The 14,449-nt window shown below is 66.3% G+C and carries 15 protein-coding genes; 11 read left to right on the forward strand and 4 right to left on the reverse strand.

Going from position 1 to position 14,449, the window contains the following annotated elements:
• Positions 1 to 35: 35 nt before the first annotated feature.
• The gene (locus ACQP2T_RS10610) at positions 36 to 932 is read left to right on the forward strand and encodes a MurR/RpiR family transcriptional regulator (RefSeq protein WP_433515977.1); all 897 of its coding nucleotides are present in this window, start codon (positions 36 to 38) and stop codon (positions 930 to 932) included.
• Here the strand turns inward: ACQP2T_RS10610 and ACQP2T_RS10615 are convergent.
• Positions 895 to 2,823 carry an N-acetylmuramoyl-L-alanine amidase gene (locus ACQP2T_RS10615; protein ID WP_433515978.1) on the reverse strand — a complete coding sequence of 643 codons (1,929 nt, stop codon included), beginning with the start codon at positions 2,821 to 2,823 and terminating at the stop codon, positions 895 to 897. The genes ACQP2T_RS10610 and ACQP2T_RS10615 overlap by 38 nt on opposite strands.
• A 113-nt stretch (positions 2,824 to 2,936) precedes the next feature.
• Here ACQP2T_RS10615 and ACQP2T_RS10620 point away from each other — a divergent pair, with 113 nt between their 5' ends.
• Both ACQP2T_RS10620 and ACQP2T_RS10625 read left to right on the forward strand, forming a co-directional pair.
• Positions 2,937 to 3,794, forward strand: coding sequence for an NAD-dependent epimerase/dehydratase family protein (locus tag ACQP2T_RS10620; RefSeq protein WP_433515979.1), 858 nt, complete (start codon positions 2,937 to 2,939; stop codon positions 3,792 to 3,794).
• A 2-nt stretch (positions 3,795 to 3,796) separates the two neighbouring features.
• Positions 3,797 to 4,570: an enoyl-CoA hydratase/isomerase family protein gene (locus ACQP2T_RS10625; protein WP_363995760.1), complete on the forward strand. Its 774-nt coding sequence runs from the start codon at positions 3,797 to 3,799 to the stop codon at positions 4,568 to 4,570.
• 422 nt (positions 4,571 to 4,992) lie between these two features.
• Here ACQP2T_RS10625 and ACQP2T_RS10630 read toward each other — a convergent pair whose 3' ends face one another.
• Together ACQP2T_RS10630 and ACQP2T_RS10635 are read right to left on the reverse strand one after the other, a co-directional pair.
• Complete coding sequence (locus ACQP2T_RS10630; protein WP_433515980.1) at positions 4,993 to 6,345, reverse strand: glycoside hydrolase family 30 protein; 1,353 nt, start codon at positions 6,343 to 6,345, stop codon at positions 4,993 to 4,995.
• Positions 6,346 to 7,335: 990 nt separating this feature from the next.
• Complete coding sequence (locus ACQP2T_RS10635; protein WP_433515981.1) at positions 7,336 to 7,794, reverse strand: ATP-binding protein; 459 nt, start codon at positions 7,792 to 7,794, stop codon at positions 7,336 to 7,338.
• A 612-nt stretch (positions 7,795 to 8,406) separates the two neighbouring features.
• On the opposite strand from ACQP2T_RS10635, the gene ACQP2T_RS10640 reads away from it, so the two are divergent.
• The 7 genes from ACQP2T_RS10640 (at position 8,407) to ACQP2T_RS10670 (ending at position 12,938) form a co-directional block, all read left to right on the forward strand.
• On the forward strand, positions 8,407 to 9,174 hold the full coding sequence (locus tag ACQP2T_RS10640; protein WP_433515982.1) for a helix-turn-helix domain-containing protein: 768 nt from the start codon (positions 8,407 to 8,409) through the stop codon (positions 9,172 to 9,174).
• 11 nt (positions 9,175 to 9,185) lie between these two features.
• A complete protein-coding gene (locus tag ACQP2T_RS10645) occupies positions 9,186 to 9,380 on the forward strand; it encodes a DUF397 domain-containing protein (protein WP_433515983.1) in 195 nt (64 codons plus the stop codon).
• A gap of 37 nt (positions 9,381 to 9,417) precedes the next feature.
• Complete coding sequence (locus ACQP2T_RS10650) at positions 9,418 to 9,642, forward strand: DUF397 domain-containing protein (protein ID WP_433515984.1); 225 nt, start codon at positions 9,418 to 9,420, stop codon at positions 9,640 to 9,642.
• Positions 9,643 to 10,033: 391 nt separating this feature from the next.
• A complete protein-coding gene (locus ACQP2T_RS10655) occupies positions 10,034 to 10,402 on the forward strand; it encodes a hypothetical protein (protein WP_433515985.1) in 369 nt (122 codons plus the stop codon).
• A gap of 122 nt (positions 10,403 to 10,524) precedes the next feature.
• Positions 10,525 to 10,728, forward strand: a complete 204-nt coding sequence (locus ACQP2T_RS10660; RefSeq protein WP_433515986.1) for a DUF397 domain-containing protein — start codon at positions 10,525 to 10,527, stop codon at positions 10,726 to 10,728.
• A 142-nt stretch (positions 10,729 to 10,870) separates the two neighbouring features.
• The gene (locus ACQP2T_RS10665; protein ID WP_433515987.1) at positions 10,871 to 11,410 is read left to right on the forward strand and encodes an N-acetyltransferase family protein; all 540 of its coding nucleotides are present in this window, start codon (positions 10,871 to 10,873) and stop codon (positions 11,408 to 11,410) included.
• A gap of 223 nt (positions 11,411 to 11,633) precedes the next feature.
• Positions 11,634 to 12,938 (forward strand): M50 family metallopeptidase, encoded by a 1,305-nt coding sequence (locus ACQP2T_RS10670; RefSeq protein ID WP_433515988.1) that lies wholly within the window; start codon positions 11,634 to 11,636, stop codon positions 12,936 to 12,938.
• Positions 12,939 to 13,167: 229 nt separating this feature from the next.
• Here the strand turns inward: ACQP2T_RS10670 and ACQP2T_RS10675 are convergent, their stop codons facing one another.
• Positions 13,168 to 13,608: a hypothetical protein gene (locus ACQP2T_RS10675; RefSeq protein ID WP_433515989.1), complete on the reverse strand. Its 441-nt coding sequence runs from the start codon at positions 13,606 to 13,608 to the stop codon at positions 13,168 to 13,170.
• A gap of 298 nt (positions 13,609 to 13,906) precedes the next feature.
• Between ACQP2T_RS10675 and ACQP2T_RS10680 the strand changes: the two genes are divergently transcribed.
• On the forward strand, positions 13,907 to 14,299 hold the full coding sequence (locus tag ACQP2T_RS10680) for a hypothetical protein (RefSeq protein ID WP_433515990.1): 393 nt from the start codon (positions 13,907 to 13,909) through the stop codon (positions 14,297 to 14,299).
• The last annotated feature ends 150 nt before the right edge of the window (positions 14,300 to 14,449 follow it).

Consider the following 14,449-nt stretch of genomic DNA (forward strand, 5'->3'; position numbering starts at 1 on the left):
AGGGAAAACGCTGGAGGAGCGTCATAATCGAGACCGTGGACGACAGCGCGAACGGCCTGCGGGCAGACACTCTGGTGGCGACGGTCCGCGGCGTGCTTCCGTCCCTGACTCCGGCCGCGCAGACTGTCGCCCGGCTCATCCTGGAGGATCCGGCGACGGTGGCCCGCAGCACGATCACCGAGCTGTCCGCCGCCTCCGGCACCAGCGAGGCGACGATCGTACGTACGGCCAGGCTTCTGGGCTTCGCCGGATACCCGCAGCTGCGCCTCGCCCTGGCCGCGGCGGCCGCCCAGCCGGACCGGCTGGTGCCAGGTGACCTGGCGCCCGACGATCCGCTGTCGGAGGTCATCCAGAAGGTGGCCAGGGCCGAGTCGGAGGCGATCAACGACACGGTCGCCCAGCTCACCTCGGAGCGCCTCGGCCTGGTCGTCGACGCGATCGTCGGCGCCCGGCGGGTGGACGCCTACGGCGTGGGCGCCTCGGGTCTGGTGGCCGAGGACGTGGCGCAGAAGCTGCTGCGCATCGGCCTGTCCAGCCACGCCTTCCAGGACGCCCACCTGGCGCTGACCAGCGCCGTGCTGCTCAAGCCCGGCGACGTGGCGATCGGCATCAGCACGTCGGGCGAGACGCCCGACGTGCTCGAACCGCTGTCGAGGGCGGGGGAGGCCGGCGCGACGACGGTCGCCATCACCAACAACCCCCGCTCGACGATCGCGGAGCTGGCCGAACACGTGCTGATCTCGGCCGGGCGCGAGACGGAGTTCCGTCCCGGCGCCCTGGCCAGCCGGATCAGCCAGCTCCTCGTCGTCGACTGCGTGTTCGTCGGCGTCGCCCAGCGCACCTTCGACTCCTCTCAGGAGGCGCTGCAGAGCACCAGGCGCGCCGTCAAGGAGTTCACCAGGCGAGCGACACCCGCACGTCGTCAGCCTTGACGAACATCACCCGGTGCCCGAACTGGATCTGCAGATACTTCGTCTTGCCCTTGACCACCTTGTGGCTGGCCTCGTCGAAGGTGACCGCCCGGTAATACTCGGTGGCCGCCTTCCCGGCCAGGGTGTACTTCTCACCGGCCGAGAACGTGTACTGCAGCGGGGTCACCGCCTGGTACGGGATGTCGGCCGGGTAGGCCTCCTGCTCCGGGTAGGCCCTGCCGTACACCGGGACGGTCGCCAGACCCGGCTTGGGCGTGACCACCAGGCCCGCTGACGGGACGGCGGTCGGCGCGGAGCGCGGGTTGTAGAACCAGCTCTTCTGGCCGAGGTACCAGATCGCGGTCCAGTCGCCCTGCCGGTCGGCGACGGCGAACCGCTGGCCGGTGCTCGCCCTGGCGCTGTGGTCGTAGACGCTGTAGAGCGAGTCGTTGGTGCCCGTCGGGTGCTTGCCGATGTCCTTGATCAGCGGCGCGTCATCACGCGGCTCGGTGCGCAGCCACACGGTCCCGGCGGGGAGCGGCGGGCAGGCGGCCTCCGGGTTCTTGCGGTCGCAGCCGTAGAAGTACGGCTTGTTGGTGGCGAAGTCGGGCCTGATCATGATGGAGCCGGCCTTGGGGCCGCCGAAACCATGCAGCGGCGCGCCGATCAGGTCGAAGTAGTGCTTCCAGTCCCAGAACGGGCCCGGGTCCTCGTGCATGCCCCGCACCGTGGTCGGCAGCGTGCCAGGTACGTTGTCGTGGCCCAGGATGTGCGCCCGGTCCAGCGGCACGTCGTACCTGGCCGCCAGGTAGCGTACGAGCTTGGCGGACGAGCGGTACATCGCCTCGGTGTACCAGGTGCCGCCTTCGGCCAGGAAGCCTTCGTGCTCGATGCCGATCGACTTGGCGTTGATGTACCAGTTGCCGGCCTGCCAGGCGACGTCCTTGCCCTTGACGTGCTGGGCGATGTGGCCGTCGGTGGAGCGCACAGAGTACTGCCAGCTCGCGCCGTAGTTGACGTCCTGGTTCAGCTTGATCGACGGGAGGAAGTAGCCCTCCATGTCATGGATGACGATGTACTGGATCTTCTGGCTGACGGGCCGGTTGGCCAGGTCGTAGTGGCCGTAGTCGCCGTTCGGCTTCTGCGCGTAGGCCGACGGGATCCACTCGCAGGAGATCGACCTCGGGCACTCGACGCCGTCGGGGCGCGGCGGCCGCAGGCCGAGCTTCTCCAGCCACTTCTCGATCCGCTCCAGGCCGGGGATCGGCGTGAGCTTGACCTGCTGGCCGTCGTCGGTGACCCGCTCTTCCCCGGCCTCGATCGTGCTGTAGACCTCGTCGGCGAAGACCTTGGCCGCCTCGGACTCGTCGGCGCCGGAGTATTTGGCGACCGCGCCGTACCACTCGGCCGGGTCCGCGCTCAGTGGCGCGCCGATCGACTTCTGGTAGTCGGCCAGCAGTGCCGCGCCGCCCCTGATGTTCGTGGCGGGGTCGGACCGGAGCGCCTCGTGGCTCGCGCCGGTCAGCTGGGCGGCCTTCTCCATGGTCTTGAGCGAGGCCGGGATCTCGGTGGGCGCGACCGTCGTCGCGACCGGGGCCAACGGCCGGGACTCGTCGCCGCGCGCGTCCTCCTCACCCTCGCCGTGGTGGTTGGACCCGGTGAAGGCGGCGGCGTCGGTCAGGTGCATGGGGCCGAACCCGGCGTCGTTGCTGGGCTGCCCGGCGTGGGCGTCCCAGCGCGACTCCAGGTAGGAGACACCGAGCAGGACGCTCTCCGGAACCTGGAACTCCTTGGCGGCCGCGGCGAACGCCGCCTGCCGATCCGGGGGTTGCTCGGCAGTGGTGCCGGACGCGGCCGTCATGTTGACTAATGGCAGCAAGGCGACCACCGCGATCGCCAGTGCTCTGCGCATCTACTGCTCCTCGACTGGGGGAAAAGTCGGAGCCAGCGTCTCAACAATTTCCTTCTCTTGGCGAGAGCTTTGCGAAGACATTTTTCAGCACTTATCGCTCTAGGGTGGGGCGGGTGACGTCGATCGTGACCGGTGCGGCCGGATTCATCGGCCGTGCGCTGACGTCGGCCCTGCTCGCGTCCGGCTCCCCGGTCATCGCCATCGACCGCCTGCCCGTCGAGGAACGACCCGGACTCACCGTGATCAAGGCCGACCTGCTCGACCTGGAGCCGGGCGCCTTCTCCGGCGCGGAAGCGGTCTACCACCTGGCCGGGTGCGCAGGTGTGCGCGATGCGGATCCCGAGATCGCCTGGCGGCGTCATCGGGACAACGTGCTCGCGGGCGCGCGGGTGCTGGCCCTCACGCCACCCGGCATCCCGCTCCTGATCACCTCGTCCAGTTCCGTGTACGGCGGAGCGTCCCACGGCCGGCCCAGTGCGGAGTCTGACCCGGTCCGCCCCGTCGGCGGCTACGCCACGAGCAAGGTCGCCCTCGAACGGCTCTGCCTCGACCGCCCCGACATCACGATCGTCCGGCCGTTCACCGTCGCGGGGGAGGGGCAGCGGCCCGACATGGCGCTGTCGCTCTGGTTACGCGCCGCCCAGGAAGGCCGCCCGTTGCGCGTGCTCGGCTCGCTCGACCGTACGCGGGATGTCACCGACGTACGCCAGGCCGCCCGCGCGATGACCGAGCTCATCGGCGCGCCCGGCATCGTGAACCTCGGCACGGGTCGTGGCCACACCCTGCGGGCCATGGCGGAAGCAGTCGCCACGGTGACCGGAGCCAGTCTCGCCTTCGACGTCGTGCCCGCCTCGCCCGAGGAGCCCGGCGACTCACTGGCCGACACCCGGCGCCTCCACTCGCTGCTCGGCTGGACCCCGCGTACCGATCTACTGGACCTGGTCCGGCGCCAGCAGCTTGTAATGTCCTGAGCATGGGTGATTTCGTACGCGTTGAAGTGGCCGACCAGATCGCCACGATCCGGCTTGACCGTCCCAAGATGAACGCCCTCAACGGCCAGATGCAGCACGAGCTCGGCGAAGCCGCCCGAGCCGTCGACGCCGACCCCGAAGTGCGAGCCGTCGTCGTCTACGGCGGCGAGCGGGTCTTCGCGGCCGGCGTCGACATCAAGGAAATGGTCGTCATGTCCTACGCCGACATGGCCGCCCACTCCCGCGGGCTCCAGGGCTGCTTCACCGCGGTGGCCGCCATCGGCAAGCCCGTCATCGCCGCCGTCACCGGTTACGCGCTGGGCGGCGGCTGCGAGCTGGCCCTGTGCGCCGACTTCCGGGTGGCCGGCGAGTCGGCCAAGCTGGGCCAGCCGGAGATCCAGCTCGGCCTCATCCCCGGCGCGGGCGGCACCCAGCGCCTGCCCCGCCTGATCGGGCCCGCGCGGGCCAAGGACCTCATCTACTCAGGCCGCCACGTACCGGCCGCCGAGGCGCTGTCGATCGGGCTGGTGGATCGGGTGGTGCCCGATGCGGAGGTCTATACGGCGGCGCTGGCCTGGGCGGGGACCTTCACGGGCGGGCCCGCGGTGGCGCTGCGGGCCGCCAAGCAGGCGGTGGACCAGGGGGTGGAGGTCGATCTGGACACGGGGCTGGAGATCGAGCGGCTGCAGTTCTCGGGGCTGTTCGCTACGGATGATGCCAAGATCGGGATGCGGGCGTTCACGGACAAGGCCGAGCCGAAGTTCACCGGCCGCTGACGGCTGGCCACCCGTCACTGGCCACCCGTCACTGGCCACCCGTCACTGGCCACCCGTCACTGGCCACTCGTCACTGGCCACTCGTCACTGGCCACTCGTCACTGGCCACTCGTCACTGGCCACTCGTCACTGGCCACTCGCCATCGGCCGCTGACGGACGGCCACTTCCTATCAACCACTCCCATCAACCACTCCCCATCGGCCGCTCCCCATCGGCCATTCGTCGCCGGTCGGCGGCGAATGGCCGCTTCGGGCTGCCGGGGTCGGTGTCGGTCGCCCTTCGGCGGCGGTGGTCGGAGTCCGCGTCGGCGATCATTAGCGGTGGTGGCCGGGGTCGGCCGTCTTTAGCGGTGGTCCCGGGTTGGCCTCGGCCACCCTTAGCGGTAGCCGAGGCCGATGCCAGCCACCTTTGAGAGCTGGTTTTAGGCGTGTCGGCCTGGGATGACGACGGTCGTGAGTGCCCGAGGCTGAAGGACCACGGTCCTACCGGTGACGGGACTCGCGGTGAGCGCGTTGGCGTTGTCGGTCACGTACGCGGTGGCCCGGCCGTACACACCGTGCCACGTCACAGCGGCGGTGCCGGTGTTGAGCACCTCGACCACCTGGGAGCCATCGGGGTTGCGGAACGCTGAAACTTTCAGCGCCGGATCGGCCGCCGCCGCGTCCACCCGTACCGCGCCCGGCCGGATGAACCGGCTGTACGCCGCCAGCGCCCACAGCCGCTTGGAGACGTGATACGTACCCGCGGCCTCGTCGATCTGGAGCAACGCCCGGGTGGCGCCGCGCGAGGCGCCCAGCCAGTAGACGTAGCCGCTGACGTTGCCGAGCGTGAGCGCGTCATGGACGGCCTGCGCGATCGTGAAGCCGTCGTAGCCGCTGCCGTCGTCCCAGCTCTCGTCCCAGGTGGAGCCGTTGGGGTTCCACTCCGACATCCAGGTGTTTCCGCTGGTCGGCAGCGGTCCGTCCACCGGGCTGGCGTACGTGTGGCCGGTGTGCGTCTTCACCCAGCGGCGGGCCTCGGGGTCGGCCTCGATCGCGGCCGTGTACGCCTTGGCCTCGGTCCAGCCGAAGGAGTCGCAGCAGGCCACCTTGAGACCCTTGACGCCCTTGGCGATCGGGCCGAGCACCTTGACGAACTCGGCGGCCTGCTGCGGGGTGAACCGCATGGAGGCGTACGTCGCCGTCCAGTCAGGCTCGTTGGTGAAGCCGAGGTCGGTGATCCTGATGCCCTCGCGGGCGTAGAACTTCGCGTATTGCACCAGGTAACGGGCATAGGCTTGCCGCCACTCCGGCTTGAGCGTGCCGCCGTTCTTGTCGTCGCCGTTGTCCTTCATGTAGGCGGGCGCGCTCCAGGCGTCGGCGTAGAACCGCTCGACCCCGTACCTCTTGGCCGCCTTCGCCACCCAGACCTGGCTGTTGTCCTCGCCGTCCCACACGTACTTGGGCGGCGCGTCCGGCCCGCCCGGGTCTTCCGGCTGGATGGAGACCATCTGGTCGTACGGGCTGCCCACGGGAGCGGAGCCGATGCCGAGCCGCAGAATGCTGAGCCCGGCGCCCTTGTCGCGGTCGAACCACAGGTCGAGGATCTCGCGCCGCTGCCCCTCACTGAGCGCCTTGACCAGCTCGTTGCGGCGGAACGCCTGGGAGATCCCGAACCCGTCGATGTGCTGGTGCCGGACGCGCTCGCGCACGGTGATGGCCGGGGGATCCGCCAGGGCCGGGGCCTGGATGATGGGTAGACCGAGCAGGGTGATCGCGACAACGCCTCGTAACATGCCGCCTCCGAAACTTTCGGAACTGTGATGATAGTTTCGCCCCCGGAACCGTAAACACCCACCGCCCCTTCGTCAACCTCTTCGGTGGCCGCCCACCCGTCCGCAAAGGGCTCGCCGATCGGCGCTTCGCGCTTTGAAGACTCGGCGTTCTTCCTTCGGCGCTTGCGCGCACTGCACGGCCTTCGCTTCGCTCAGACGCTCCCCTGAGCGCGGGCTCCGCCCGCGCGCGCTTCGCCATTGGTTGGCCGGTCCTGCCAGAGACGCGTGACGGGCGAGGTTCCCCGGAGGTTGGCGCACTGCGCCAAGTCAGGATGGAGAACCGCCAGCTACGAGCCGAGTTGGCGTCAGCCCGCGTATGACACCGCGCCGAGCAGAAGATCGCACTCGACTGTCGCTCCACGCCAGCCACCCACTCCGGGCGCCAAACCCGGGCCTCCCGCGAACCGTCCAGCACAACCGCCACGCGCGATCGATCGGGCCGCACCCAGCGATGTCGACGCCTGCCAGTTCGAGGAACTGGTCATTCGGGGACGGCGCCGGCCGAACTGGCCGCGCTCATTGCCACAGCCAGCGCACAGTGTCCCCCGCTCGATGATCCCCCGCTCGATGATCTCCCGGTCATCTCGCGTGCCCCATCAGCAGGGCGCTCCACATGGCATCTGCCACACGAACGGACCATCGATCACTCTCATGAATGACGCTCTTCCCAGCCCGGAAAGCTGTGCGGCGAATGAACCGCAACCCGCCGAGCGCGATCAGTTCGTATACGACCTCATCGCAATCGCAGGTCCACCGCATAACCCTGCCGTCCGCCTCACCTCCGCGTGGAGCGTTCCATACCAACTGGTCGTAGTGTGACTGCACGGCTGATACGTGCGGTGCCCTGCAATGAGGAGGAAACCGCCATGGACTTATCACCCAACTCAACCCCTCATCTGACGCCCGGTGTGCGCGGGCCCGAGCGATGCCGACCATGCGCCCTGCAAACCATCACGAGCCCGCCTCCCCTGTACGGAACGGCGCCCTCAGCGATTCCGCCGCCACAGCACTGGCCGTGAACACCTCAGCCCACACGACGCTCCCGCCCAGCGGACCCGGGTAGACACCCCATCGCGCCGACACCTGCTCCACCAGTCGCAGGCCTCGCCCATGACAGGCGTCGTCATCGGACTCACGAGGCCGGGGAACTGTCCCCGCCCCCTCATCCATCACCTCTATGCGGGACAGCCCATCACTGATCTCCGCAAGCTCCACCACGACCACCCCACCAGGCCGCGCCGAGCGAGTATGCAGAATCGAGTTCGTGACCAACTCGGTCACCACCAGGCAAGCCTCGTCCACGCCCTGATGCCCCGTCCCCGTCAGAGTCAGCTTGAGACACTGCCGGACGATCGGCACCGAACGGTGCAGCCCGGGCACCACGATCTCAACGAGAAGACGCTTGATCACCACGACACCTCCGCTCCCAACGCCGCTTGCCGGAACGCCGCACGGTGCGCGGCCCGGGCAGGCTCCGCCGCAACGTGGCAGGCGTAGAGCACCCGACTTCGCGAAGAATTCCAGCCCACACGCCACCAAAACCACGCACCGTCGCACCACACGACCAAGCCCACCCGGGCTGACACCACGGCCAAGCCATAACCAGCATGGACATCAGCCTTGATCGCATGAACCTCCTCCAAGGCGCGCCGCAGCTCTTGAGCAGCAGTCATGGCAGAGGAAGATGCGGACACCTTGAGCATTCCGGATGTAGCCACGGCACTACCTTTCGGACACCTGATGCCGATGTGGGTGCAAGCACTACGAACCCGAACAGTCACCGTACGTGTTCGCGGGGCGCCGCACGGTCTCGCTCGCATCACCCATCCTGTAGGTTGACAGTCAAATTCGCAATGTCAATCTTTGACTGTTCCGATTAATGGTTGAATGTCCAATGCCGATGGATGGCTCACGGCCACAAGCGATAGCGTTGGGATTGCCATGATCAGCGACAGACACAGCCCGACGGTTCGCCGACGTCGTCTCTCGGCAGAGTTGCGCCGCCTCCGGGACCAGGCCCAGATGACCTCTACCGAGGTCGCCGAGACTTTGGAATGGTCGCGGGGGAAGCTGAGCCGCATTGAGAACGCTCAGTGGCAGCGCCCCAATCCGCGTGACGTTCAAGACCTGCTTGACGTGTACGGAATCTCTGATGCCGAGCAGCGCAATGCGCTCATCACTCTTGCCAGGGAATCCCGCCAGCAGGGTTGGTGGATCGCCTACAAAGATGTCCTCGCGGGTAGCTACATCGACCTAGAGGCTGAAGCGTCTGTCATCCGTACCTTTGAACCGCTCGTGATCCCAGGGCTGCTCCAAACCGCCGACTACGCGGAGCGGACCATGCAGGCCGCTCTTCTGCGCGATCCCGAGGAGATTCCCCGCAGGATAGCGCTACGTATGAACCGCCAAAGCATCCTGACCAAGGATCGACACCCGGCATTCCATGCGATCATTGATGAGGCCGCGCTAATACGCCCAATGGGCACTGTCGCTATCCAATGCGCCCAGCTGCAGAAGCTTGTCGAAGTCGGCTCGCTGGAGCACGTCACACTTCAGGTCATGCCGCTCAGTCTTGGCATGCATCCCGGACTTGCAGGCCAGTTTGTGATCTTGGACTTCCCGGACGATCCCCAAATCGTCTATGTCGAGACAGGAACTGACGGCTTGTATCTGGAGAAACTCGATGAGATCGCCCGTTATACACTGGTTTTTCAGCACCTCTGCTCGACGGCGCTCACTCCAGAAGCATCAGTTGCCTACCTGTCCGACATGATCAGTAAGCTTAAGTGAGGAACCTTCCCATGGATCCCGTTTGGCGGAAGAGTTCACGAAGCCAAGGATCGACCGATAATTGCGTTGAGATCGCCCCGGTCGAGGACATGATTGCCATCCGAGACTCTAAGGATCGACAAGGTCCCAAGCTGATCTTTACAAAGTCCGAGTGGGATGCCTTTGTGGAGGCGATCAAGGCCGGAGAGTTCGACTACATGGCGTAACTCTCGATGTCATCTCGGTGGCGAAGGAAGCGTGAGAATGAGAAAGCAGGAGGGCGCGGAGGCAGAATTCTCCCGTGCGGCCTGGCGCAAGAGCAGCTACAGCAACGCCGGTGGCGACTGTGTCGAAGTCGCCCCTCTGAGCGGGGGCCGCATTGGCGTCCGCGACACCAAGGACCGCAACGGCCCCGTACTCGTGTTCACATCTGACGAGTGGCACGCCTTCCTCAAGGGCACTAAGGGCAGCCAGTTCGACCTGATCTAGCAGGACGCTCCACAACCAACAGCAAAGCGCCCGAGTCGTTTTTACAGCGGTCAGTCCGGAAGCGACACATGATCTGGTCGCTCGTGTGCTTCGTAGTAGCCGAGGCCGGCGACCCCCAGCTCGCGCGCGAGCGCGACGGCCCGCTGTCCGGCGGGCGCTCAAGGCGGCGCTGGCCTGCGGTACGGCATCAGCTGTGGAGCCGTGTATGCCTACCTACGAGACGAGAGAACCACACACTGATTCGGTGACCGCTCGCGGCCAGACGGAAGACATGGACTGATCGACGATCAGCTCTTAGTATGCGAGCAGGCGTACCCATCAAACCAGTCAATTCAGTTCACCGACCGGCAAATCCTCTTCAAAGGGAGACTGATTAATGAGGTCGCGGACCATGAAGCGCATAACCGCCGTCGCCGCCCTATGCGCTCTGTCCTTTGCCACGGTTCAGGCCACCCCGGCGGCAGCTGCTCCCACCTCAGCCCCGACCATCACCTTCTCCTTCTGTAGTACCGTCGGCAGCGTCTACAGGATGACCTGTGAGGCGCAGTGGGAGGGCGGCACGGACCCGGCCACCGCCCAATGGAGCAACGTCTCGAACACTTGGCTCGGCATCAGCCAATACAACTCGGTGACCCGCCGCACTTGGGTGGACGGCAACTGCATACCGGGGGGGTTCTTCGCGGCCAAGGTCACCATCACCGACGCCGCCGGTGCCGTCACCGAGCAGGTCGTCTCCGGCGGCCGCGCCTGCGTCCGTTAGAACCTGTCTTTGGAGATTCAAGATCCGGTGGCCGGGTCTGCCACCGGCGTTTCCATCCAGTCGTGGCGTTCTGCGTGACACTGCAAGCTCAAATTGCGAGCGCGAAGTGAGAGGAGCGCGGGGTGGCGAAGGAGAAAGTAGATCTCTCCCATGCCCAATGGCGCACCAGCAGTTTCAGCGGCTCGAACGGTGAATGTGTGCAGGTTGCCTTCGTTCCCAACCATGTGGCCGTTCGCGACAGCAAGGACCCGCACGGGCCGGTGCTGATCTTCACTTCCGACGAGTGGGCAGCGTTCCTGGCAGGAGCCAAGGACGGCGAGTTCTGAGTAAGGGCATCCGTCCTTGCCGCAGACAGCCATGAACGCCCGGTCGCCCTCTACGGCGATCGGGCGTTCACGTATTGACAGGGAGTCGCAGGCGAGGGCTCCGCTGCGGAATGACCAGGCCAGGCGAGTTAGTGTCTACGCCATGCCTGACGTGATCACGGTCCACCCCGCGGAGCCCGGTGACGGGGACATCCTCGGCGAGATCCACGCCCTGTCTTGGGGCGTCTCGCACGGCCCGTTGTGCACGCCGAAGGTCGCCGCGGCCGGGATCGAGGAGCGGCGCACCAAGTGGCACAGCATTCTGGCCGAGGGCGTGGGCGTGGATGGCATGGATGGCGTGGACACGATCCTGCTGGCGCGCTTGAACGAGCGGCCGGGGGCCTTCGCCCGGTTCGGGGCCTCCACTTCCCGCCCCGGCCTCGCGGAGATCCATACCTTCTTCGCCCACCCGGACGTCTGGGGCAGCGGCATCGCGAAGGCCCTGTTGACGGCCATCTTGGACCGAGTGCGAGGCGCCGCGTACGACGACGTGCATCTGTGGACGCTCCGGGACTCCGCCCAAGCGCGCCGCTTCTACGCCAAGAATGGCTTCGCCGAGACCGGAAGGACCCACGACCACGACTTCGGCGACGGTCCTCCGCTGGCGCTGGTCGAGTTGGAGCGAGCCGTGCCTGGCCGCTGAAACGCTCTATCGGCGACTTCGTCGTGGCCGACGTCCACGACCTGGTAAAGCGTGGACCGGCAGATACCGAACCCGGCGGCGACGGTTTCGGCAGTGAGAAATGGAACCGATTGTCAGCCACTCCTGGGACCATTCAATGATCACTCGACCATGATCTGAGGGCGTTACTCTGGGGAAACTGGGCCATTCGGTCCCCTTGCCGTCGGCTCTGGAGCGCGCCTCGATGAACTGGCTCTATCTCGTGGGGATCGTCGTCTTTCTCCTGGGGTTGATGCTCTCCATCGCATTGCACGAGATCGGCCATCTGGTACCCGCGAAGATCTTCGGCGTGCGGGTAACCCAGTACATGGTCGGCTTCGGCCCGACCGCCTGGTCACGGCGCAAGGGCGAGACAGAGTACGGCATCAAGTGGATCCCGTTCGGCGGCTACATCCGCATGATCGGCATGCTGCCGCCCCGGCCGGGTGACGACCCCACCAAGCTCAGGAGCAACGCCACCGGCCCGTTCCAGGGCCTGATCGAGTCGGCCCGCGACGCCGCGCAGGAAGAGGTGCTGCCCGGCGACGACGACCGCGTCTTCTACCGCAAGAAGTGGTGGCAGAAGGTCATCATCATGTCCGGCGGGCCACTGATGAACTTCGTGCTCGCGTTCGTCTTCTCCACCATCCTGCTGGTCGGCATCGGCCTGCCCGCCGACGCCCCGATCGTCTCGCCCGCCACCCAGGCGTGCGTGATCCCCATTTCCGAGCAGCGCACCGCCTGCAAGCCCGGCGACCAGCTCACCCCGGCCGCGCAGGCGGGCCTCAAGCCGGGCGACCACATGGTCTCCTTCGACAGCGCCACGATCGGCTCCTGGGACGACGCGCGCCGCCGGATCCGGTCCCACGGCCCCGGCCCGGTCAAGCTCGGCATCGTCCGCGACGGCAAACCGATGACGCTCGACGTCACGCTCATCGTCCAAGACCTGCCCAACCCCGAAGACCCCGAGAAGATCGACAAGAACGTCGGCTACCTCGGCGTGCTGCCTACCAAGGTGATGGAGCAGCAGAGCGTCGGCCAGGTGATCGGCTACATGGGCGGCATGACGGCCAGGGCAGCGGGCTCGATCTTCAACCTGCCGGAGAAGATGGTCGGCATCTGGCACGCGGCCTTCTCCGGCGAGGAACGCGACCCAGAGGGCCCGGTGGGCGTGGTCGGCGCGGGCCGCATGGGCGGCGAGATCCTGGCCGCCGACTTGTCCAACGAGGAGAAGATCGCCGTCTTCGTCAACCTGCTGGCCGGCTTCAACCTGGCGATCGGCATGTTCAACCTGATCCCGCTGCTGCCGCTCGACGGCGGGCACATCGCAGGCGGGCTCTGGGAGGGGCTCAAGCGGGCCTACGCCAAGGTCACGCGGCGGCCGGAGCCCAGGTACGTCGACATCGCCAAGGTGCTGCCGCTGACGTACGCGATGGCGCTGGTGATGATGATCATGGCGGGCCTGCTGGTCTACGCCGACCTGGTCAACCCGCTCACGCTCACCCGCTGAGGCCCGCCGTGTGAGCGCTGGAGCGGCTGGCGAGCTCTGCCTGGCCCTGCCCGGGAGCCACGGAACGCCTCAGCCACGACCCGACCACTGCGTCAGCGCCCAGGAATCGGCTCAATCGTCGCGCTGTTCCGCCTCGACGGCGCCGATGAGACAGATCATCGGTGGCGGTGGGAACGGAGCATGTGATCGGTGGCGGCAGCGCCGGATCGGTCACACGCTCCGTCACCGATTACGGCTGGCAGAGCCTCACCGCATAGACCGGATCCCACTGCACGGGATCCTTCATGCCGCCCCTGTACCATCCGATCGGAGTATTCCACTGGTCGAGGAACTGCGCTGTCAAGGACCCATGATTATGAGAGTCGAAGAGCCCCCCGAAGGCATGCAGATCGAACGTGTCGCATCCGGACAGCTTGAAGACCTTGTAGTTACCGGCCACTATCTGGATGGTGCAGAACGCATCACCACATTTGCTCCTGTCGTGAACCTCATCTCGCGCCGATTGGGCACCCGCAGGATTAAAAGGAAAGGTTTTGGTGCGAATGTTTCCGACACCACCCCGGACTGTGACGTTCGGGGTGGCGGCGAGGCCGGTCGACTCCGTCGACTGCGCCGCCGCCGGATAGGCTCCGATCGAAAGGCCTAAGAAGAGCGCAGCGAGCGCGACCATCGACGCCAACGCTCCCCGCAGTGAGTGTCTCGTCGTTTTTACCGCTGTACGCACTGATCGTACCTCTTTCGTTATTCGAATTTTCGAGGTCCAGCATCGTCACTAGTTGCGAATCGCCTCCTTTTCCTGCCATCGCCTAATGCGTGATTGTTAGCCCGCACTGGCAGGTGATGTCGTAGGTCAAGTGTCAAACGTCGGCCAGGGACAGGACAAGGACAAGGCAAGGACATTTCTCTGACATTTCAGCCCTAGCGGCTCGCCCGCACGCCGCCTTTCGCGCGAGTCTGCAGGGGGCGTAGTGGCGATCAACGTGGGCGAACTATTCGTCACGCCGGATTTGAGGGACGAGCTGTTCATTTTGCGTTTGCGTCGGACAATGGCCGACCTGCGCAGCTCCGGCGGCGAACTGGGCCGCCACGCGGGACGTGGCGGGAACAGCAACACCGCCCCGACGCCGCCGATTCGGTCCTTGCCCGAGCGCGGGCCCATGGCCGAACTTCTGGAGACGCTTCCTCAGCGGGAATACACCGACATCACCATCGGGCCGTTCCTGCATGTGTTCGATGGCGTGCTCTTCGGTCTGGTCATCGAACAAGGACGCGGCGACCAAGAAGATGAAGACGACTGGGCTGAGCTCTTTCCAGACCGGCTCGGATTCTGCGAACCCTGGGATGGCCAGTACTCCACCTGACGTCTGGCGACGCGACCATACTTACGCGATCTCGGTGACCTATGTGGACGACGCCGCGATGTCCCAGGCGGCGGCGTTCCAGACGGCGGTGCAGCTCAGCTCTCTCGAGGATCTGGGGGCCCTTGCTTACCTGTCGGTCGGCAAGTATTT

Origin of the sequence: Nonomuraea sp. CA-143628, from assembly GCF_050942315.1 — a bacterium.
Taxonomy (GTDB): domain Bacteria; phylum Actinomycetota; class Actinomycetes; order Streptosporangiales; family Streptosporangiaceae; genus Nonomuraea.

Excerpts from the sequence above, each read along its gene's own strand:
- ACQP2T_RS10615 (WP_433515978.1), bottom strand. The coding sequence starts at position 2,823 with ATGCGCAGAGCACTGGCGATCGCGGTGGTCGCCTTGCTGCCATTAGTC.
- ACQP2T_RS10625 (WP_363995760.1), top strand. The coding sequence starts at position 3,797 with ATGGGTGATTTCGTACGCGTTGAAGTGGCCGACCAGATCGCCACGATC.
- ACQP2T_RS10670 (WP_433515988.1), top strand. The coding sequence starts at position 11,634 with ATGAACTGGCTCTATCTCGTGGGGATCGTCGTCTTTCTCCTGGGGTTG.
- ACQP2T_RS10650 (WP_433515984.1), top strand. The coding sequence starts at position 9,418 with ATGAGAAAGCAGGAGGGCGCGGAGGCAGAATTCTCCCGTGCGGCCTGG.
- ACQP2T_RS10645 (WP_433515983.1), top strand. The coding sequence starts at position 9,186 with ATGGATCCCGTTTGGCGGAAGAGTTCACGAAGCCAAGGATCGACCGAT.
- ACQP2T_RS10630 (WP_433515980.1), bottom strand. The coding sequence starts at position 6,345 with ATGTTACGAGGCGTTGTCGCGATCACCCTGCTCGGTCTACCCATCATC.
- ACQP2T_RS10640 (WP_433515982.1), top strand. The coding sequence starts at position 8,407 with ATGACCTCTACCGAGGTCGCCGAGACTTTGGAATGGTCGCGGGGGAAG.
- ACQP2T_RS10665 (WP_433515987.1), top strand. The coding sequence starts at position 10,871 with ATGCCTGACGTGATCACGGTCCACCCCGCGGAGCCCGGTGACGGGGAC.
- ACQP2T_RS10675 (WP_433515989.1), bottom strand. The coding sequence starts at position 13,608 with ATGGTCGCGCTCGCTGCGCTCTTCTTAGGCCTTTCGATCGGAGCCTAT.
- ACQP2T_RS10655 (WP_433515985.1), top strand. The coding sequence starts at position 10,034 with ATGAAGCGCATAACCGCCGTCGCCGCCCTATGCGCTCTGTCCTTTGCC.